General features: G+C 70.1%; 19 protein-coding genes. 6 read left to right on the top strand and 13 right to left on the bottom strand.

The window, feature by feature from the left end:
* Window positions 1–35 precede the first annotated feature (35 nt).
* From BLT97_RS10265 to BLT97_RS10280, 4 genes are read left to right on the top strand one after another with little or no spacing between them, the layout of a single operon-like run.
* Window positions 36–902 carry an ABC transporter ATP-binding protein gene (locus BLT97_RS10265; protein ID WP_093608507.1) on the top strand — a complete coding sequence of 289 codons (867 nt, stop codon included), beginning with the start codon at window positions 36–38 and terminating at the stop codon, window positions 900–902.
* On the top strand, window positions 899–1741 hold the full coding sequence (locus tag BLT97_RS10270) for an ABC transporter permease (RefSeq protein WP_093608508.1): 843 nt from the start codon (window positions 899–901) through the stop codon (window positions 1739–1741). Before BLT97_RS10265 ends, BLT97_RS10270 begins: the two co-directional genes overlap by 4 nt.
* Window positions 1699–3039 carry a sensor histidine kinase gene (locus tag BLT97_RS10275; protein ID WP_093608509.1) on the top strand — a complete coding sequence of 447 codons (1341 nt, stop codon included), beginning with the start codon at window positions 1699–1701 and terminating at the stop codon, window positions 3037–3039. The genes BLT97_RS10270 and BLT97_RS10275 overlap by 43 nt, the downstream gene beginning before the upstream one ends.
* Window positions 3036–3662: a response regulator gene (locus BLT97_RS10280; RefSeq protein ID WP_093608510.1), complete on the top strand. Its 627-nt coding sequence runs from the start codon at window positions 3036–3038 to the stop codon at window positions 3660–3662. Before BLT97_RS10275 ends, BLT97_RS10280 begins: the two co-directional genes overlap by 4 nt.
* 46 nt (window positions 3663–3708) lie before the next feature.
* Here BLT97_RS10280 and hisS read toward each other — a convergent pair whose 3' ends face one another.
* Together hisS and BLT97_RS10290 are read right to left on the bottom strand one after the other, a co-directional pair.
* Complete coding sequence (gene hisS, locus BLT97_RS10285; RefSeq protein ID WP_093608511.1) at window positions 3709–4971, bottom strand: histidine--tRNA ligase; 1263 nt, start codon at window positions 4969–4971, stop codon at window positions 3709–3711.
* 13 nt (window positions 4972–4984) lie between these two features.
* Entirely contained in the window at window positions 4985–5692 is a 708-nt protein-coding gene (locus BLT97_RS10290; RefSeq protein ID WP_093608512.1) for an MBL fold metallo-hydrolase, read from the bottom strand.
* 223 nt (window positions 5693–5915) lie between these two features.
* Here BLT97_RS10290 and BLT97_RS10295 point away from each other — a divergent pair, with 223 nt between their 5' ends.
* Window positions 5916–6710, top strand: coding sequence for a peptidylprolyl isomerase (locus BLT97_RS10295; RefSeq protein ID WP_093608513.1), 795 nt, complete (start codon window positions 5916–5918; stop codon window positions 6708–6710).
* A gap of 154 nt (window positions 6711–6864) precedes the next feature.
* The gene (locus tag BLT97_RS10300) at window positions 6865–8097 is read left to right on the top strand and encodes a DUF349 domain-containing protein (RefSeq protein ID WP_093608514.1); all 1233 of its coding nucleotides are present in this window, start codon (window positions 6865–6867) and stop codon (window positions 8095–8097) included.
* A 108-nt stretch (window positions 8098–8205) separates the two neighbouring features.
* Here BLT97_RS10300 and BLT97_RS10305 read toward each other — a convergent pair whose 3' ends face one another.
* From BLT97_RS10305 to pdxS, 11 genes are all read right to left on the bottom strand, one after another.
* The gene (locus BLT97_RS10305; RefSeq protein ID WP_093608515.1) at window positions 8206–10734 is read right to left on the bottom strand and encodes a RelA/SpoT family protein; all 2529 of its coding nucleotides are present in this window, start codon (window positions 10732–10734) and stop codon (window positions 8206–8208) included.
* 213 nt (window positions 10735–10947) lie between these two features.
* Complete coding sequence (locus BLT97_RS10310) at window positions 10948–11487, bottom strand: adenine phosphoribosyltransferase (RefSeq protein ID WP_093608516.1); 540 nt, start codon at window positions 11485–11487, stop codon at window positions 10948–10950.
* Window positions 11484–12617 (bottom strand): protein translocase subunit SecF, encoded by a 1134-nt coding sequence (gene secF, locus BLT97_RS10315; protein ID WP_093608517.1) that lies wholly within the window; start codon window positions 12615–12617, stop codon window positions 11484–11486. The genes BLT97_RS10310 and secF overlap by 4 nt, the downstream gene beginning before the upstream one ends.
* Before the next feature lies 1 nt (window position 12618).
* On the bottom strand, window positions 12619–14409 hold the full coding sequence (secD, locus tag BLT97_RS10320) for a protein translocase subunit SecD (protein WP_093608518.1): 1791 nt from the start codon (window positions 14407–14409) through the stop codon (window positions 12619–12621).
* Window positions 14410–14559: 150 nt separating this feature from the next.
* Window positions 14560–15009, bottom strand: coding sequence for a preprotein translocase subunit YajC (yajC, locus tag BLT97_RS10325; RefSeq protein WP_093608519.1), 450 nt, complete (start codon window positions 15007–15009; stop codon window positions 14560–14562).
* Between the two features lie 164 nt (window positions 15010–15173).
* Entirely contained in the window at window positions 15174–16253 is a 1080-nt protein-coding gene (gene ruvB / locus BLT97_RS10330; RefSeq protein ID WP_093608520.1) for a Holliday junction branch migration DNA helicase RuvB, read from the bottom strand.
* A 101-nt stretch (window positions 16254–16354) separates the two neighbouring features.
* Window positions 16355–16963: a Holliday junction branch migration protein RuvA gene (gene ruvA / locus BLT97_RS10335; RefSeq protein ID WP_093608521.1), complete on the bottom strand. Its 609-nt coding sequence runs from the start codon at window positions 16961–16963 to the stop codon at window positions 16355–16357.
* Complete coding sequence (gene ruvC / locus BLT97_RS10340) at window positions 16960–17571, bottom strand: crossover junction endodeoxyribonuclease RuvC (RefSeq protein WP_245769244.1); 612 nt, start codon at window positions 17569–17571, stop codon at window positions 16960–16962. Before ruvC ends, ruvA begins: the two co-directional genes overlap by 4 nt.
* A 130-nt stretch (window positions 17572–17701) precedes the next feature.
* On the bottom strand, window positions 17702–18454 hold the full coding sequence (locus tag BLT97_RS10345; RefSeq protein ID WP_093608522.1) for a YebC/PmpR family DNA-binding transcriptional regulator: 753 nt from the start codon (window positions 18452–18454) through the stop codon (window positions 17702–17704).
* A gap of 48 nt (window positions 18455–18502) precedes the next feature.
* Window positions 18503–19105: a pyridoxal 5'-phosphate synthase glutaminase subunit PdxT gene (pdxT, locus tag BLT97_RS10350; protein WP_093608523.1), complete on the bottom strand. Its 603-nt coding sequence runs from the start codon at window positions 19103–19105 to the stop codon at window positions 18503–18505.
* A 5-nt stretch (window positions 19106–19110) separates the two neighbouring features.
* Window positions 19111–20037, bottom strand: a complete 927-nt coding sequence (gene pdxS / locus BLT97_RS10355) for a pyridoxal 5'-phosphate synthase lyase subunit PdxS (protein WP_093608524.1) — start codon at window positions 20035–20037, stop codon at window positions 19111–19113.
* Between the last annotated feature and the right edge of the window lie 154 nt (window positions 20038–20191).

Raw genomic sequence — 20191 nt, forward strand, 5'->3', positions numbered from 1 at the left:
GCCCGGCGGCACGTCCCCGCGGGACGCTGGGTGCCATGACGGCCACCACAGGTGAACTCGCGGTCCGGACACGGGGACTGCGCAAGCGATACGGACAGCTGGATGCCGTAGCCGGTGTCGATCTGTCGATACGGTCCGGCGAGGTGTTCGGCCTGCTCGGGCCCAATGGCGCCGGGAAGTCCACGACCGTGGAGATCCTCCAGGGCCACCGCGCACGGGACGCGGGCGAGGTCGAGGTGCTCGGCGAAGACCCCGCGACGGCCACGCGCTCCTGGCGCGGGAAAGTCGGCATCGTCTGGCAGGACGAGTCGGCGCCCGGCGAGTTGACGGTGCGGGAGACCGTGCGGCATTTCTCCCGTTACTACCCGAACCCCCGTCAGCCGGATGAGGTGATCGAACTCGTCGGCCTGGCGGAGAAGGCCGGCAGCCGGATCAAGGCGCTCTCCGGCGGACAGCGGCGGCGGCTCGATGTGGCGCTCGGCGTGATCGGCGGGCCCGAGCTGCTGCTGCTCGACGAGCCGACCACCGGCTTCGACCCGGGCGCGCGCCGGCAGTTCTGGAGCCTGATCCGGCAGCTCGCGGCCGAGGGCACCACCATCCTGCTCACCACGCACTATCTGGAGGAGGCCGAGGCGCTCGCCGACCGGCTCGCGGTCATCGCGGGCGGCCGGATCGCCGCGGAGGGGACCCCGGCGCACCTGCGCGAGTCGTACAGCGGCGAGGCCACCGTCGAGTGGACCGAGCCCGACGGCAGCCCGCGCAGCGAGCGGACCACGACCCCCACCCGTACCGTCGCCGGGCTCATGAGGCGCTACGACGGCGAGATCCCCGGCCTGCGCATCAGCCGCCCCACGCTGGAGGACGTCTACCTCCGGCTCACCGGACAGGAGAGCGCGCGATGACGACGACGGACCTGCCCGCCCGCCGGGCCACGAGCGAGCGGCTGCCCGGCGCATGGAGTCTCGGGCTGCATCAAGGCGCCCTGGAATTACGGCAGTTCTTCCGGCAGCGCGAGCAGGTGGTGTTCACCTTCGCCTTCCCCATCGTCATCCTCTTCCTCTTCGCCTCGATCTTCAGCGACGACGTGGAAGGCGCCGGCATCACGGCCTCGCAGCTGTACGTGCCCGCCATGATCGCCGCGGGCATCATGTCCACCAGCTTCCAGTCCCTGGGCCTGTCCATCGCGATCGAACGCGACGAGAAGGTGCTGCGCCGGCTGCGCGGCACCCCGATGCCGCCGAGCGCGTACTTCCTCGGCAAGATCTGGCTGGTCCTCGTCACCGGGGCCCTGGAGACGGTCGCCCTGCTGGTCGTGGGGACGGTGTTCTACGACATCGAGCTGCCGGCGGACGCGGCCGACTGGCTGACCTTCGGCTGGGTGTTCCTGCTCGGCCTGACCGGCTGCGCCCTGCTCGGCATCGCGATCAGCAGCGTGCCGAAGTCCGCGCGCAGCGCCTCCTCGGTGGTCGTCCTGCCCTTCCTCGTGCTGCAGTTCATCTCCGGTGTCTACATCGCCATCGACACGCTGCCGGGCTGGATGCTGAACATCGGCGCGCTCTTCCCGCTGAAGTGGATGTGCCAGGGCCTGCGCGGGGTGTTCCTGCCCGAGTCCGCCAAGATCCTGGAATCGGCGGGCAGTTGGGAGTACGGACGCACCGCTCTGGTGCTCGGCGCCTGGTGCATCGGAGGATTGCTGCTGTGTCTGGGGACCTTCCGGTGGAAGAGCCGGGGCGAGGGCTGAGCGAGGGCGACGGGCCGCGGGACTCGCATGTCTTCGAGCGGCTGTGGTCCGGCTGGGACGGGTACTTCGCCGTCGTGTGGGCCGGCACCCTGGCCTTCGTGCTCGGCGCGGAGTCCGGCGCGCCGAGCGCCGTCCGTATCGGCGCCTGCTGCCTGCTCGCGCTGCTCGTGCCGTGGTACGTGGCCGCCGGCCGGCCGCTGATGCACACGGAGCGCGCCGACGACCGGGCGGGCCTGCGGTATCTGGTGCCGGTCGTGGCGGTGTTCTCGGCCGTGGCCTGGGCCGCTCCCGAGGGGCGGCTCGCCACCTTCGGCCTCGTGCCCCAGTGCTTCATGCTGCTCAGCCGCCGCCGTGCGCTGCAGTGCGCGGCCGCTGTGAGCATCGTGCCGGTGGCGGGCTGGGCCGCGGTCTGGCGGCCCGAGCCGTCGGTGCTCTACGCCAACGCGGTGTCCGGGATGGTCACGCTGGTGTTCTCCCTGATGACCGGAAGCTGGATCCTGCGGGTGATCGAGCAGAGCCGGGACCGGGCCGCGTTGATCGCCGAACTCGACGCCAACCGCGAGGAGATCGCCCGGCTCTCCGCCGAGCGCGGCGCCCTGGCCGAACGCGAGCGGATGTCGCGCGAGATCCACGACACCCTCGCCCAGGGGTTCACCAGTCTGCTGATGCTGGTGCAGGCCGTGGAGTCCGAGCTGGAGCACGACCGGCCGGGCGCGCGGCGGCACTTGGCGCTCATGGAGCAGACCGCGCGCGAGAACCTGGCGGAGGCCCGCGCCCTGGTCGCGGGCCGTGCCCCCGCCGACCTGGACGACGGCGGTTCGCTGCCGGATGCGCTGGGCCGGCTCGCGGCGCGCCACCACGCCGCGTTCGCGGTGACCGGCCGGGCGCGGGAACTGCCGCCCTGGATCGAGGTGGTGGCCCTGCGCTCCTGCCAGGAGGCGCTCAGCAACGTACGCAAGCACGCGGGCCCGGACGCCGGGGCCGAGGTGCGGCTCGGCTACGACGAGGAGGCTCTGACCTTGGAGGTACGGGACTTCGGCCGCGGTTTCGACCCGTCCGCGCCGCACGAGGGCTACGGGCTGCGGGGCCTGCGGGCGCGGGCGGCCGAGGTGCATGGCACGGTGGAGGTGACGGGGCGGCCGGGCGAGGGGACGCGGGTGACCGTACGGCTGCCGGTGCCCTGTTCCGTACGGCCGGCGGAAGCGCCACGACGGGCCGCGCCTCCACAGCCCCCGCCATCGCCAGCACCGCTTGTGCAGAACAATCGCCCGGCCCCGCTGTCGAGGAGCGCGGAATGATCCGGATCCTGCTGGCCGACGACCACCCCGTCGTCCGCGAGGGCCTGCGCGCCATGCTCAGTGCGGAGCCCGACCTCGACGTGGTGGCCGAGGCCGCCAGCGGCCCGCAGGCCGAGGCCCTGACGGCTCAACTGACCCCGGACATCGTCCTGATGGACCTGCGGATGCCCGGCGGCGGTGGCGTGGAGTCCATCGAGCGGATGGCCGCGGCCGGTCTGAGCTGCCGCGTGATCGTGCTCACCACGTACGAGACGGACCGCGACATCCTGCGCGCCGTGGAGGCGGGCGCGGCCGGCTATCTCCTCAAGGACCTCGCCCGCGGTGAACTCGCCGAGGCGGTACGGGCGGCGGCCCGCGGCGAGACCGTCCTCGCACCCTCGGTGGCGGCCCGCCTGGTGGACCAGCTGCGCAGCCGCCCCGAGCGGCCCCGGCTGTCCGAGCGCGAGACGGCGGTGCTGCGCCTGGTCGCCGAGGGCTGCACCAACGCGGAGATCGGGCGGCGGCTGCACATCGGCGAGTCCACGGTGAAGACCCATCTGCTGCGCGCGTTCGGCAAGTTGGGCGTGGACGACCGGACCTCGGCGGTGACGAGCGCGATGCGGCTGGGGCTGCTCGAACAGTGAAGGCCCCGGAGGCATGCCTCCGGGGCCTTCGTACGACAGCAGCCGGTCAGCCGAGCTTGGCCTGGAGCGTGGAGACGATCGCGTCCAGGGCGACGGGCCCCTGCTCACCGGACTCCATGTCCTTGAGCTGCACCACGCCTTCGGCGAGGTCGCGCTCACCGGCGACGAGCGTGAAGCGCGCACCCGAACGGTTCGCGTTCTTCATCGCGCCCTTGAGCCCCTTGCCGCCGAACGAGAAGTCCGTGGCGATGCCGGCCTTGCGCAGCTCGGTGACCTTGCCGAAGAGCACCCGGCGGGCCTCCTCGCCGAGCGGCACCGCGAACACGCTGGTGGTGGCGGGCAGTTGGAGGTCCACGCCCTCCGCCTCGAGCGCCAGGACCGTACGGTCCACGCCGAGCGCCCAGCCGACGGACGGCAGCGAGGGGCCGCCGATCATCTCGGACAGACCGTCGTACCGGCCGCCGCCGCCCACCGCGGACTGCGAGCCGAGGCCGTCGTGCACGAACTCGAAGGTGGTGCGGGTGTAGTAGTCGAGGCCGCGCACCAGCTTCGCGTCGTCCTCGTAGACCACACCTGCGGCGTCCAGGAGCTCGCGCACTTCCTTGTGGTACGCCTTGCAGGCCTCGCACAGGTAGTCCGGCATCAGCGGTGCGTCCGCCAGCTGCTTCTGCACGTCGGCGCGCTTGTCGTCGAGCACCCGCAGCGGGTTGATCTCGGCGCGGCGCAGCGTCTCCTCGTCCAGGTCGAGGGAGCGCAGGAAGTCCTGCAGCGCCGCCCGGTAGACGGGGCGGCACTCCTTGTCGCCCAGCGAGTTCAGCAGAATGCGGAAGTTCCTGAGGCCCAGCGAGCGGTAGGCCTGGTCGGCCAGGATGATCAACTCGGCGTCGAGCGCCGGGTCCTCGGCACCGATGGCCTCGGCACCGACCTGCGAGAAGTGGCGGTAGCGGCCCTTCTGCGGGCGCTCGTAGCGGTAGTACGAGCCCGAGTACCAGAGCTTGACCGGCAGGTTGCCCGCCTTGTGCAGGTTGGCCTCCAGGGCCGCGCGCAGCACGGACGCGGTGCCCTCGGGACGCAGCGCGAGCTTGTCGCCGCCCTTGGTCTCGAAGGCGTACATCTCCTTGGTCACGATGTCGGTGGACTCACCGACACCACGCGCGAACAGCTCGACGTTCTCGAAACCGGGCGTCTCGACATAGCCGTAGCCGGAGTTCCTCAGCGGGGCCGCGATGGCCTCGCGCACCGCCAGATACGTCGCGGAGCTCGGCGGCAGCAGGTCGTACGTGCCCTTGGGGGCCTGAAAAGTGCTCACGGGAAGAGTCTCGTCACATTCCTCGTCGGGGAGCTTCGGGGCTCCCGAGGCCGGCGGCCACCTGCCGCAGATACGGGTTGGTGGCGCGCTCGCGGCCGATGGTCGTCTGCTGGTTGTGCCCGGGAAGGACCACGGTCGAGTCGTCGAGGGGCAGGACCACGCGGGCCAGCGACTCGAGCATCTCGTCCATGGATCCACCGGGGAAGTCGGTGCGTCCGATGGAGCCGGCGAAGAGCAGGTCGCCCGAGAACAGGATCGGAGGGATGTCCTCCGCCTCGGGCAGCCCGAAGGTCACCGACCCCTTCGTATGGCCGGGCGCATGCGAGACGGTCAGCTCCAGACCGGCAAGCTCCAGCTTCGCGCCGTCGTGGAGCTCCTTGACGTCGGCGGGCTCCCCCACGGTCAGCTCGCCCATGAGCTGGGCGCCGAAGGACCGGCCGAGGGCCTTCTCCGGGTCGCTCATCATGAAGCGGTCGGCGGGGTGGATCCAGGCCGGGACGTCGTTGGCCCCGCAGACCGGCACCACCGAGGCGACATGGTCGATGTGGCCGTGGGTGAGGACGACGGCGACGGGCTTGAGTCGATGCTTCTTGAGCGCTTCCTCGACGCCTTCGGTGGCCTGGTGGCCCGGGTCGATGATCACGCACTCCTCGCCTGCGGCGGGGGCGACCAGGTAGCAGTTGGTCCCCCAGGCCCCGGCGGGGAACCCGGCAATCAGCACGATCGTCCTTACCTTCGGTCCGACGGAAGAGGCGGCAAGCCGCGGAAGGGCCGGAATTCCGAAGAATCCGGATGAATCCAGCAGCTGCAGGTGGGAGCCGTACAACGGCTGCGGATCAAAGCGTACCGGCGCGGCTCGGCACACAGCGAACCCATATACGGTACGGGCAGGCTTCGGACCCGGGCTTCGGCCTGGCAGATCAAGACGTACGAGGAGAGACCCGGTGGTCAGCAGCGAACAGCGGCGGAAGCAGCTCGCGCGGGAGAAGTTCCTGCGCCAGCAGCAGCGACGCGAGGCGGCACGGCGCAAGACCAGGCAGCGCAACGCGATCATCGCGTCCACCCTCGTGGTCGTGCTCGCGGCCGGCGGCGGCGCCTGGGCGGCCGGCGCCTTCAAAGGCGACGGCAAGAGCGACAAGACGGACACCGCCGCGGGCTCCACGCCGTCCGAGCAGCCCACGCCCAAGGAGTCGCCGGCCCCGAAGATGGCCATCGACAAGAAGGCCAAGTACACCTTCGACATCAAGACCAACGAGGGTGACATCTCCATCGCCATGGACGCGGCGAAGACCCCGGAGACGGTCAACTCCTTCAAGCACCTCGCCGACAAGGGCTACTTCGACAACACCAAGTGCCACCGGCTCACCACGCAGGGCATCTACGTCCTGCAGTGCGGCGACCCCGAGGGCACCGGCGCGGGCGGCCCGGGCTACTCGATCCCGGACGAGAACCTGGACGGCCTGGGCAAGGCGGGCAAGGACGGCTCGGTGACCTACCCGGCGGGCACGGTCGCGATGGCCAACGCGGGCCCGAACACCGGCGGCAGCCAGTTCTTCCTGGTCTACAAGGACTCCAAGCTCCCGCCCGCGTACACCCCGTTCGGCGAGATGGACGAGGCTGGTCTCAAGCTCGTCGAGAAGGTCGGCAAGGCCGGCGTCGCCGAGGGCAGCCAGAGCCCGGGCGACGGCGCCCCGAAGAAGGCCGTCACCCTCGAAAAGGCGACGGTAAAGAAGAGCTGATCCCACGGGATTACGTAGCGCTGGATGCGGACAGCCGCCCTGCTCGTCGCCTATGTTGGCGTTGTGCAGGGCGCCGTCCGCGGCGGCCCTGAGGAAACTGTGGACGATGCCCCGGGCCCGGGAGCCCGGCTGAGCATCATGTGGAGGAGGCGCTGTGAGCAGCGACCCGTGGGGCCGCGTCGACGAGGCGGGGACCGTGTACGTGCGTACGGCCGACGGCAGTGAGCGAGTCGTCGGATCGTGGCAGGCCGGCTCGCCGGATGAGGCGCTGGCCTACTTCAAGCGCAAGTACGAGGGCCTCGTCGTCGAGATCGGCCTCCTCGAGCGCCGGGTGCAGACGACGGATCTGTCGGCCAAGGACGCGATGACGGCCATCGAGCATCTGCGCGAGCAGGTCACGGACGCCCACGCCGTGGGTGATCTGGAGGCCCTCGGCAAGCGGCTCGACAAGCTGGTCGCGTCCGTCGAGTCGCGCCGCGAGGAGCGCAAGGCCCAGAAGGCCAAGCAGACCGACGAGGCGCGGCACGCCAAGGAAGCCCTGGTCGTCGAGGCCGAGGAGCTGGCGCAGAGCGAGCAGTGGCGCCATGCCGGTGAGCGGCTGCGGGCCCTGGTGGACACCTGGAAGGGTCTGCCGCGTCTGGACCGCAAGTCCGACGACGAGCTGTGGCACCGCTTCTCGCACGCCCGGTCCGCCTTCTCCAAGCGCCGCAAGGCCCACTTCGCGGCGCTCGACGCGCAGCGCGAGGAGGCCCGCAAGGCCAAGGAGAAGCTGGTCGCCGAGGCCGAGTCGCTGTCGAACTCGACGGACTGGGGTCCGACCGCGGCCCGCTACCGCGAGCTGATGACCGAGTGGAAGGCCGCGGGCCGCGCCCAGCGCGAGCACGAGGACGACCTGTGGAACCGCTTCCGCGGCGCCCAGGACGTGTTCTTCACGGCCCGCAGCGCGGTCTTCGCCGAGCGCGACGCGGAGCAGGGCGAGAACCTGAAGCTGAAGGAGGAGCTGGCCGACGAGGCCGAGAAGCTCCTGCCGATCTCGGACCTGAAGGCGGCCCGCGCCGCGTTCCGCTCCATCAACGAGCGCTGGGAGGCCATCGGTCACGTCCCGCGCGACGCCCGGCCGAAGGTCGAGGGCCGCATGCACGCCGTGGAGCGCGCCCTCCAGGACGCCGAGGAGGCGGAGTGGCGCCGGACCAACCCGGAGGCGCGTGCGCGTGCCGCGGGTCTGACCGGTCAGCTGCAGGCCGCGGTGGACAAGCTGAAGGGCCAGGTCGAGGCGGCGCGTGCGGCGGGCAACAACGCCAAGGCCGACAAGCTCCAGAAGGAGCTGGACGGCCGCCAGGCGCTGCTCGACCAGGCGCTGAAGGGGCTCGAGGAGTTCGGCGGCTGAGAGCTCGTCGGATGACGGCGAAGGGGCTTGCGTACGTGACGTACGCAAGCCCCTTTCGTATGGCCGGAGTTCAGGCCGCTCGTACGGCAGGCGGCAGAGCCCGCGCCGTTACGGCCTGCGCGCCGAGGTCACGCGGTACACGTCGTACACGCCCTCCACGCCCCGTACCGCCTTCAGTACGTGACCGAGGTGCTTGGGGTCGCCCATCTCGAAGGTGAAGCGCGAGGTGGCCACCCGGTCGCGGGAGGTCTGCACGGCCGCGGACAGGATGTTGACGTGCTGGTCGGACAGGACGCGCGTGACGTCCGAGAGCAGGCGCGAGCGGTCGAGGGCCTCGACCTGGATGGCGACCAGGAAGACCGAGGACTGCGTGGGCGCCCATTCGACCTCGAGGATGCGCTCGGGCTGCTGCGAGAGCGAGTCCACGTTGACGCAGTCCTTGCGGTGCACCGAGACCCCGCTGCCGCGCGTCACGAAGCCCATGATCGGGTCGCCGGGCACGGGCGTGCAGCAGCGCGCGAGCTTGACCCAGACGTCGTCCACGCCCTTGACCACCACGCCGGGGTCGGCGCTGGAGCGGCGCTTGGAGCGGCCGCGGGTCGGCGGGGCGGTCTCGGCGATGTCCTCGTTGGCCGCGTCCTCGCCGCCGAGGGCCTGGACCAGCTTCTGTACGACGTTCTGCGCGGCCACATGGCCCTCGCCGATCGCCGCGTACAGCGAGGAGATGTCCGGGTAGCGCATCTCGTGCGCGAGCGTCACGAGCGAGTCGCCGGTCAGGATCCGCTGGATCGGCAGGTTCTGCTTGCGCATCGCGCGGACGATGGCTTCCTTGCCCTGCTCGATCGCCTCGTCGCGGCGCTCCTTGGAGAACCACGCGCGGATCTTGTTGCGCGCCCGCGGCGACTTGACGAAGCCGAGCCAGTCGCGGGACGGGCCCGCGCCGGCCGCCTTGGAGGTGAAGACCTCCACCAAGTCGCCGTTGTCCAGGGTGGATTCGAGCGGGACGAGGCGCCCGTTGACCCGTGCTCCTATGGTCCGGTGGCCGACCTCGGTGTGCACGGCGTACGCGAAGTCGACGGGGGTGGCGCTCGCCGGGAGCGCTATCACGTCGCCCTTCGGCGTGAAGACGAACACCTCGTTGCGCGACAGGTCGAAGCGGAGCGACTCGAGGAACTCGCTGGGGTCCTCGGTCTCCTTCTGCCAGTCGAGCAACTGGCGCAGCCACGCCATGTCGTTGAGGTGGTCGTCCTTGCCGCCGCCCTTCTTCGGTACGTCGGTGCGCACCTTGGAGGCGCCGGCGACGGCCTCCTGCTTGTACTTCCAGTGCGCGGCGATGCCGTACTCGGCGCGGCGGTGCATGTCGAACGTGCGGATCTGCAGCTCAACCGGCTTGCCGCTGGGGCCGATCACCGTCGTGTGCAGCGACTGGTACATGTTGAACTTGGGCATCGCGATGTAGTCCTTGAACCGGCCGGGGACCGGATTCCATCGCGCGTGCACGGTGCCGAGCGCCGCGTAGCAGTCCCGGACGGTGTCGACAAGGACGCGGATACCCACCAGGTCGTAGATCTCGGCGAAGTCGCGACCTCGCACGATCATCTTCTGGTAGACGCTGTAGTAGTGCTTCGGCCGGCCGGTGACGGTGGCCTTGATACGGGCCGCGCGCAGGTCGGCCTGGACCTCGTCGGTCACTATGGCCAGGTACTCGTCGCGCTTGGGGGCCCGCTCGGCGACGAGGCGCACGATCTCGTCGTACATCTTGGGGTAGAGGATCGCGAAGGCGAGGTCCTCCAGCTCCCACTTGATGGTGTTCATGCCCAGGCGGTGGGCGAGCGGAGCGTAGATCTCCAGCGTCTCGCGGGCCTTCTTCTCCTGCTTCTCGCGCTTGAGGTAGCGCATCGTGCGCATGTTGTGCAGGCGGTCGGCGAGCTTGATCACCAGGACGCGGGGGTCCTTCGCCATGGCGACGACCATCTTGCGCACGGTCTCGGCCTGCGCCGCCTCGCCGAACTTGACCTTGTCGAGCTTGGTGACGCCGTCGACGAGCAGCGCGACCTGGTCGCCGAAGTCGCGGCGCAGGGTGTCCAGGCCGTACTCGGTGTCCTCGACGGTGTCGTGCAGCAGCCCGGCCATCAGCGTGGCCGGGTCCATGCCGAGCTCGGCGAGGATGGTGGTCACGGCGAGCGGGTGCGTGATGTACGGGTCGCCGCTCTTGCGCTTCTGGCCGCGGTGCCAGCGCTCGGCGACCTGGTAGGCGCGCTCGATCTGGCGGAGCGTGGAGGTCTCGATCTTGGGGTCATTGCTGCGCACTATCCGCAGCAGGGGCTCCAGGACCGGGTTGTACGGGTTGGAGCGCTGCACACCGAGGCGGGCGAGGCGGGCGCGGACGCGGTTGGACGAGGAGTTCGACCGGGAGCCGCCGGGCGGGGTGGGCGAGGCCGAGCGCGAGGGGGTGGCCCCGGCCGGGCGCATCGGGGGCGCCGCGGACCGCTCGGGGGGCGCGGGCTTGGGGTGGTGCTTTTCGGCCGCCGGGTCGCTCTTGGCGGGCAGGGCAGCGGCCGCCGCGGCCTTCGGGTCGGCAGACTTGTCTGCCTCGGACTTCGCGGCGGTGAGTGGCTGTCGGGCCTCGTCTGGCAAGAGCGCTCCTCATGCAGAATCCGGCCCCCCGTTCAGGTCCGGACTGCCATGGTATCGATCCTTGGCCGTCCGCTCGTGCCCGACGGTTCACGCCCAGGTCCGCCGCAGGTCGTGAGAGGACTCGTACGCACGCGGGGACAAGGCTTGTAGGAAAGCCGTGAGGGCGGGTCCCGGAGGCTTCCGGAACCCGCCCTCACCAGGGTGACAGCTGGGTCAAACGACCAGCACGGCGTCCAGCGGGGCGCCCTCGAGGGCCGGCTCCAGGCGGGCCCTGCCGCCCAGGAAACCGAGCTCCATCAGGACGGCCACGCCCGCGACCTCGGCGCCGGCCCGGCGCACCAGGTGCAGCGAGGCCTCCGCCGTGCCGCCGGTGGCGAGGACGTCGTCGATGACCATGACGCGGTCGCCCGCGCACAGGTCCTCGGCATGCACCTCGATCTCGGCGCTGCCGTACTCCAGGTCGTACGCCTGCTTCAGCGTGGCTCCGGGGAGCTTGCCCGCCTTGCGTACGGGGATGAAGCCCAGGCCGGCGCGGATCGCGACCGGGGCCGCGAGGATGAAGCCCCGCGCCTCCAGGCCGACGATCTTCGTCGCCCCGTGCCGTACGCACAGCTGGGCGAGCTCGTCCGTGAGCACCGTGAAGGCGGCCGGGTCCGCGAGCAGCGGCGTGATGTCCTTGAACACCACTCCGGGCTGCGGATAGTCCGGAACGTCGCGGATGCGGCTGAGCAGCAGCTCGCGTGCCTCGGTCATCGGCGCTTCCCCGAGGGACGGCCCTTGCCGCGCGAGCGCGCCGAGGGCTGCGTACGGGCGGCGCCGCCGCGCTGGCCGACGACGGCCGGGGCCGCGTCCGCGGGCACCTCGTCCTCGATGTCGTCGGCGTCCACCGGCTGACCGGTGGACTCGCTCTTGGCGGCGGCCGCGGCGCGCTTGGCGAGCACCCGCTTCTTCAGGAGCTTCATCTGCGGCTCGCGCTCCTTGAGGTCGGCGACGAGCGGCGTGGCGATGAAGATCGAGGAGTACGCACCGGCGGCGAGACCCACGAACAGCGAGAGCGAGATGTCGTTCAGCATGCCGGCGCCCAGGACACCGCCGCCGATGAACAGCAGACCCGCGACCGGGAGCAGCGCCACGACGGTGGTGTTGATGGAGCGGACCAGCGTGGAGTTGATCGACTTGTTGGCCATCTCGCTGTACGTGAAGCGGGTCTGCTTCGTGATGTCCTTCGAGCCCTCCTTGAGGGAGTCGAAGACGACGACCGTGTCGTAGAGCGAGTAACCGAGGATCGTGAGCAGACCGATCACGGTGCCCGGGGTGACCTCGAAGCCGACGAGCGAGTAGATGCCGACCGTGATCGTGATGTCGTGGATCAGGGCGACCAGGGCCGCGAGCGCCATGCGCCACTCGAAGGCGATCGCCAGGTAGATCACGCACAGGATCATGAAGACGATGCAGCCGGTCCAGGCCTTCTGGGCGATCTGCTCGCCCCAGCTGGGGCCGACGAGTTCGGCGTTGATGTCCTTGGCCGGGACGCCGAGCTCCTCGGAGAGCGCCTCCTTGATCTCGGCGGACTTCTTGACGTCCACGCCCGCGATCTGGACGCGCGCCTTGCCGTCACCCAGCTTCTGGACGATGGCCTGGTGCCCCGAGGCCTCTTCCGCGGCGTCCGTGATCTTCGCGACCGACACCGGGGTCGACGGCGTATTGAAGACCGCGCCGCCCTTGAACTCGATGCCCATGTTGAGGCCCTGCACCGCGAGGGCCACGATGGCCGTGATGGTGATCAGGACCGAGACGCCGTACCAGATGAACCGCTTGCCGATGAAGTCGTAGCCGACTTCGCCGCGGTAGAGGCGGGCGCCGAGGTTGCCGAGCTTCGACATCTCAGGCCTCCTTCGGGTCGACGGTACCGGCGGGGGCGGCGGTACGGCGGGAGCGGCGCAGCGGGGGCTTGGCGCCCAGACGCTTGGGGTCGAGGCCCGACCACGGGTGGCCGCTGCGGAAGAACTTCTTGCGCGCCAGGATCGTCATCAGCGGCTTGGTGAACAGGAACACCACGACGACGTCGAGCAGCGTGGTCAGACCGAGCGTGAACGCGAAGCCCTGCACCTTGCCGACGGTGACGATGAACAGCACCGCGGCGGCCAGGAACGACACGAAGTCGGAGACCAGGATGGTGCGCCGCGCACGCGGCCAGGCACGCTCGACGGCCGGCTGGATGGTGCGGCCCTCGCGCACCTCGTCGCGGATGCGCTCGAAGAACACGATGAACGAGTCGGCGGTGATACCGATGGCCACGATCGCACCGCAGACGGCCGGCAGATTCAGCGCGAAGCCGATGGCCGGGCCGAGCAGCGCCATGATCGTGTACGTGAGGATCGCCGAGGCCGCGAGCGAGAGCAGCGCGATGATCGACAGGCCCCGGTAGTAGACCACCAGGTAGATGACGACCAGGGCGAGACCGATGGCGCCGGCGATCAGACCGGCCTCCAGCTGCTCGCCGCCGAGCGCGGCGGTGACGGTGTCGACGCTCTGCTCGTGGAAGGTCAGGGGCAGGGAGCCGTAGCTCAGCATGTTCGCCAGCTCGGTGGCGGAGTCCTGCGTGAAGGAGCCGGTGATCTCGGCGTTGGCGCTGAGGGTCTGGTTGACGGTCGGCGCGGAGACCACGTCGTTGTCGAGCACGATCGCGAACTGGTTCAGCGGGGGCTGCTGCTTGGACAGCTCACCGGTGATCTTCGCGAACTTCTTGGACCCACCGTCGGTGAAGTCCATCGTGACCTTCCAGATGCCCTGCTGCTGGTCGATCTCGGCCTTGGCCTCGTCGACGTCCTTGCCGTCCACCGCGGCCGGGCCCAGGATGTACTTCTCCCACTGGCCGATGTTGTTCTTGCCGCAGGCCACGATCGAGTCGGTGGGCTTGGTGCCCTCGGCGACCTTGGTGCGCTGCTTCTGGTCGGTGCAGTCGAGCGCGGCGAACTTGGCCTCGAGCGCGGAAGCCGCGGGGTCCTTCGACTCACTGGCGCTCGGGCTCGCGCTCGGCGAGGCCTTCGGGTCGTCGGAGGTGCTGGCCGAGGGCGACGGGGTGGTGTCCTTCAGGGCGTCGGAGACGGCGCGGCCCTGCGGGGTGGAGCTGGAGCTCGAGGAAGGCGTGGCCTTCTCGTCGTTCTCCTTGGCCTTGTCCTTGCCGTCCTTGTCCTTGTCGTCCTTGCCGCTCCCGGAGGCGGAGGGCGTCGCGGACGGCGAGGTGGCGGGGTCGGCCTTCGGGTCGCCGGCCGCCAGGTTCAGCACCGGGCGGAAGTAGAGCTGAGCGGTCGTGCCGACCTGCTCGCGGGCCTGCTCCTCGTTCGTCCCCTTGGGGATGTTGACGATGATGTTGCGATCGCCCTGGGTCTGGACCTCGGCCTCGGAGACACCCAGACCATTGACACGGCGCTCGATGATGTTGACCGCGGTGTTCATATTGGTCGGGTTGATCGCGTTCTTCGCGCCCGGCTCGTTCTTGGCCTCGAGCGTGATGCTCGTGCCGCCCGCGAGGTCGATGCCCAGACGCGGGGTGGTGTGCCCGGACAGGAACATCCCCCCGGTGAGCGCCACCATGATGATCACGATCAGGGCCAGAGCGCGTCCCGGCTTGGGCTGGCCGCTCTGCCTCCTGGCCTTATTCGGTGCTGCCACCTTTTCGTTTCTCCCTGTCCAACCGCCCGGGCAGCCGGCTCGAAGCCGGTCAGCGGACCCTTGGCGGCCATGAAGTGGTGTCGAGAGACCACACGAAGCGCGGTCCGGGGAGCGCGCGGCGCCTGTGCGCCGCGCGCTCCCCTGCCGTGACTACTTCGTGTCGCCCTCGCCGTCGGTCTTCTTCGGCTCGGCGTCGGCGTCGGCGGCCTTCTTGCCGAGGTCGATGGGCGAGTCGTCGGAGCTGACGGCGGGCTCGTCGGCCTGGGTCAGGGAGGAGGCGTCGTCCGGAACCTCGTCGACCTTGACGTCCTCGGCGGTGATGCCGTGGACGATGCGGTTGTACTCCTCGTCGTCGAGGACGGCGCCGATCGCGTTCTTCGCGTAGATCGCGTGGACGCCCGGGGCGACCTCGAGCGTGGCGGTGTCGTCGCCGACTTCCTTGACGACGGCGTACATGCCCCCGATCGTGCGGACACCCGTGCCGGGCTGCATCTGGTTGCGCATCTCGACCGCCTGCTGCTGCTTCTTCTTGGCAGAACGGGTCATCAGGAACATGACCCCGATGATCAAGATGAACGGAAGGAGGCTCAAGATATTCACGGGAACGGGTTTCCTTCGCACGACCGCGCAGAAGAACGGCCTACTGGATGGGGGTGGGCACACCGCCTGCAAGGGCGGCATCGGCGGAGTCTAAGCGAGTCCGCACGGATGGAACAACGCTCAGCATGGCACCGGGGTTCCATGCCGAGCGAGCACCCTGGCCGTCACGCCCCGAACAGGTCACCTTGTCCGGATCCGGAGGCTCCGAAACTCTGCGGTGCCGTCAATCCCAGATGCGCCCACGCGGCGGGAGTGGCGACGCGGCCCCGCGGCGTACGGGCGAGCAGTCCTTCCCGTACGAGGAAGGGCTCGGCCACCTCCTCGACGGTCTCGCGCTCCTCCCCCACCGCGACCGACAGCGTCGACAAGCCGACAGGCCCGCCGCCGAACAGCTTGAGCAGCGCTTCGAGCACGGCCCGGTCGAGCCGGTCGAGCCCGCGGGCGTCCACCTCGTACACCCCCAGCGCGGCCGCCGCGATCTCCTGGGTGATCCGGCCGTCGGCCTTGACCTGCGCGTAGTCCCGGACGCGGCGGAGGAGACGGTTGGCGATACGGGGCGTGCCGCGCGAGCGCCCGGCGATCTCGGCGGCGCCGTCCGTGTCGATGTGCACATCGAGCAGGTCGGCCGAGCGGTGGATGACGCGCTCCAGCTCGGCGGGCTCGTAGAACTCCATGTGCGCGGTGAAGCCGAAGCGGTCGCGCAGCGGCGGCGGCAGCAGGCCCGCGCGCGTGGTGGCGCCGACCAGCGTGAACGGCGGGAGTTCGAGCGGGATCGCGGTGGCGCCGGGGCCCTTACCGACGATCACGTCGACGCGGAAATCCTCCATCGCCATGTAGAGCATCTCTTCGGCGGGCCGCGACATGCGGTGGATCTCGTCGAGGAAGAGGACCTCGCCCTCCTGGAGCGAGGAGAGGATCGCGGCGAGGTCGCCCGCGTGCTGGATGGCGGGGCCGCTGGTGATGCGGATCGGCGCCTCCATCTCGGCGGCGATGATCATCGACAGCGTCGTCTTGCCGAGGCCGGGGGCCCCGGAGAGCAGCACGTGGTCGGCGGTGGCGCCGCGCTGGCGGGCCGCCTTGAGGACGAGGTCGAGCTGCTCGCGCACCCGCTCCTGGCCGACGAACTCGGCCAGGGACTTGGGGCGCAGGGCCGCCTCGACGGCCTGGTCCTCGCCGTCCGCGGCGGATCCGACCAGCCGGCCTGTGCTGTCGTCGGCCGGCTGTGCGGTGTCGTCCCAGTTCACGGTGGAGTGCCTCGTCAGTTCGTCGTCGCGATGCGGATGTACGGGATGGCGGATGTACGGGATAGGGGTGCAGAGGGTGCGGCTGTACGGGATGGCGCGGGTCAGCGCGTGCGGTTGAGGGTCTGCAGGGCGGCCTTCAGGAGCGGGCCCACCTGCGGGGTGCCATCCATCGCCTCGGCCTGCGGGGCCACCGCGGTGACGGCCTCGTCGGCCTCACGGGTCGCGTAGCCGAGGCCGATCAGGGCGGCATGCAGCTGGTCCTTCCAGGAGGCCGTGGCCTGCGCGCCGACCGTGGCGCCGGTGCCGAGCGGTGCGCCGAGGCGGTCCTTCAGTTCGAGCAGCAGCTTCTGCGCGCCCTTCTTGCCGATGCCGGGGACGGCGGTCAGCGCCTTTTCGTCCCCGGTCGAGACGGCACGGCGGAGCGCGTCCGGCGAGTGCACGGCGAGCATGGCCTGCGCGAGGCGCGGTCCGACCCCGCTCGCGGTCTGCAGCAGCTCGAAGGTCTGGCGCTCGTCGTCGTCCGCGAAGCCGTACAGAGTGAGGGAGTCCTCCCGTACGACCAAGGACGTGGCGAGCTTGGTCTGCTGGCCGATGCGCAGGGCGGACAGGGTGTTCGGGGTGCACTGCACCGCCATGCCGATCCCGCCCACCTCGACCACCGCGGCGTCCGGGGCCAGGGCGGCGACGGGGCCGCTGACGAAAGCGATCATGTGGTCCGGCCTTTCGATGCGTGCAGCGCGGCGGCTTGCTTGAGCCGGGTCTCGGCGGCGGCCTGCTTGAGGCGCTGCTCGGCGACGGCCTGCTGCAGTCGGTTCTGTGCGGCGGCCTCCTGCAGGCGGTTCTTCGCAGGGGCGCGCCAGATGTGGCAGATGGCGAGGGCCAGGGCGTCGGCGGCGTCGGCCGGCTTGGGCGGGGCGTCGAGCCGGAGGAGGCGTGTGACCATGGCGCCGACCTGGGCCTTGTCGGCCCGGCCGCTGCCCGTCACGGCCGCCTTGACCTCGCTCGGGGTGTGCAGGGCGACCGGGATGCCGCGGCGGGCCGCGCACAGCATCGCGACGGCGCTGGCCTGGGCGGTGCCCATCACCGTGCGCACATTGTGCTGGCTGAACACCCGCTCCACCGCGACGAATTCGGGCTCGTGCTCGTCCAGCCACTGCTCGATGCCCTGCTCGACGGCGACGAGGCGGTGGCCCAACTCCGCGTCCGCAGGCGTCCGTACGACACCCACGCCGCGCATGGTGAGCGGCCGGCCCGCGACACCTTCGACGACGCCGACACCGCACCGGGTCAGACCCGGGTCGACTCCGAGGACCCGCACGACGCCCCTCCCTTCGCTCGTCTGTTTGTGCAGGCTATCGGGTGCCACCGACATCTCATGCAGCGACAAAGCGGCGGGCCGACGGGAAGTTTCCCGTCGGCCCGCCGCTCACACCCGGGCGAAGCCAGGATCAGGCGTCGACCTTCTCCATGATCTCGTCGGAGACGTCGAAGTTCGCGAAGACGTTCTGCACGTCGTCGCTGTCCTCCAGCGCGTCGATCAGCTTGAAGATCTTGCGCGCACCCTCCTCGTCCAGCTCGACCTGCATGGTCGGGACGAAGTTGGCGTCGGCCGAGTCGTAGTCGATCCCGGCCTCCTGGAGCGCGGTGCGCACCGCGACCAGGTCGGTGGCCTCGGAGAGGACCTCGAAGGACTCTCCGAGGTCGTTGACCTCCTCGGCGCCCGCGTCGAGCACCGCACCGAGGACGTCGTCCTCGGTCAGCTCGCCCTTGGGGACGATCACGACGCCCTTGCGGTTGAACAGGTACGAGACGGAGCCCGGGTCGGCCATCGAGCCGCCGTTGCGCGTCATGGCGACGCGGACATCGGACGCGGCACGGTTGCGGTTGTCGGTGAGGCACTCGATGAGCACCGCGACACCGTTGGGACCGTAGCCCTCGTACATGATCGTCTCGTAGTTGGCGCCGCCGGCCTCGAGGCCGGCACCGCGCTTGACCGCGGAGTCGATGTTCTTGTTCGGGACCGACTGCTTCTTCGCCTTCTGGATGGCGTCGTAGAGCGTCGGGTTGCCGTCCACGTCGGCGCCGCCCATGCGGGCCGCGACCTCGATGTTCTTGATCAGCTTCGCGAAGAGCTTGCCGCGCTTGGCATCGATCACGGCCTTCTTGTGCTTCGTCGTGGCCCATTTAGAGTGGCCGGACATCTGCCTGTCTCCTTCGCGTAACCAATCTCTGTACGAACGACAGAGATCCTACCGGGATCCCGCGGCCGCCTTCGCCCTGACCATGTCGACGAAGAGACCGTGCACACGATGGTCGCCGGTGAGCTCCGGGTGGAAGGACGTGGCCAGCACGTTCCCCTGCCGTACGGCGACGATGTGGCCGTCGTGCTCGGCGAGCACCTCGACCTCGGCGCCCACGGACTCGACCCATGGGGCGCGGATGAAGACGCCCTCGACCGGACCGAGACCCCGGACGTCCACCGACGCCTCGAACGACTCGTTCTGCCGTCCGAACGCGTTGCGGCGCACGATCATGTCGATCCCGCCGACCGTCTCCTGGCCCGAACGCGGGTCGAGGATCTTGTCCGCGAGCAGGATCAGGCCCGCGCACGTGCCGTAGACCGGCATACCGGCCCGCACGCGCTCGCGCAGCGGCTCCAACAGGCCGAAGAGCACGGCCAGTTTGGAGATGGTGGTGGACTCGCCGCCGGGGATGACCAGGGCGTCGACCTCGGCAAGCTCCTCGGGGCGCCGCACCGGCCTGGCCACGGCGTCGGCCGCGGCCAGGGCGACGAGGTGCTCCCGTACATCGCCTTGGAGTGCGAGCACTCCGATCACGGGAGTGGCTGCCATGCGGATTACCAGCCCCGGTTCGCGTAACGCTCGGTCTCGGGCAGGGTGTCGCAGTTGATGCCGACCATCGCCTCGCCCAGGTTGCGGGAGGCGTCGGCGATGATCTTCGGGTCGTCGTAGAAGGTGGTGGCCTTCACGATGGCGGCGGCACGCTTGGCCGGGTCGCCCGACTTGAAGATGCCGGAGCCGACGAAGACGCCCTCGGCGCCGAGCTGGCGCATCAGAGCGGCGTCGGCCGGGGTGGCCACGCCACCGGCGGAGAACAGCACGACCGGCAGCTTGCCGAGCTCGGCGACCTCCTCGACGAGCTCGTACGGGGCGCGCAGCTCCTTGGCGGCGGCGTACAGCTCGTTGTTGTCGTAGCCGCGCAGGCGGGCGATCTCGTTCTTGATCTGGCGCATGTGGCGGACGGCCTCGACGACGTTGCCGGTGCCGGCCTCGCCCTTGGAGCGGATCATGGCCGCGCCCTCGGCGATACGGCGCAGGGCCTCGCCCAGGTTGGTGGCGCCGCAGACGAACGGGGTGGTGAACGCCCACTTGTCGGAGTGGTTGACCTCGTCGGCCGGGGTCAGGACCTCGGACTCGTCGATGTAGTCCACACCGAGGGACTGCAGGATCTGGGCCTCGACGAAGTGGCCGATGCGGGACTTGGCCATCACGGGGATGGAGACGGCCTCGATGATGCCCTCGATCATGTCCGGGTCGGACATCCGGGCCACGCCGCCGTCCTTGCGGATGTCGGCCGGCACGCGCTCCAGGGCCATGACCGCGACGGCACCCGCGTCCTCGGCGATCTTCGCCTGCTCGGGCGTGACGACGTCCATGATGACGCCGCCCTTGAGCTGCTCGGCCATGCCGCGCTTGACGCGCGCGGTGCCGGTCGAGGGGGCGGCGGAGTTGGCCGAGCTGTCGGGGGTGTTGGTGCTAGCCACGGATGACCTCACTGAAGCGAAGGAAGACCTTGTGGCTCCGAGCCAACTCCTTCGACCAGTCCACAACAAGGGCCAATGGACAGCCGGTGGCTCATTTTTCCGTACGAGATCGGCGTACTGCCTGGTCAGAGGCGTGAGGTGAGGGCGGCCAGGC

The sequence above is a fragment of the Streptomyces indicus genome (genome assembly GCF_900100315.1).
GTDB classification, from domain to species: Bacteria; Actinomycetota; Actinomycetes; order Streptomycetales; family Streptomycetaceae; genus Streptomyces; species Streptomyces indicus.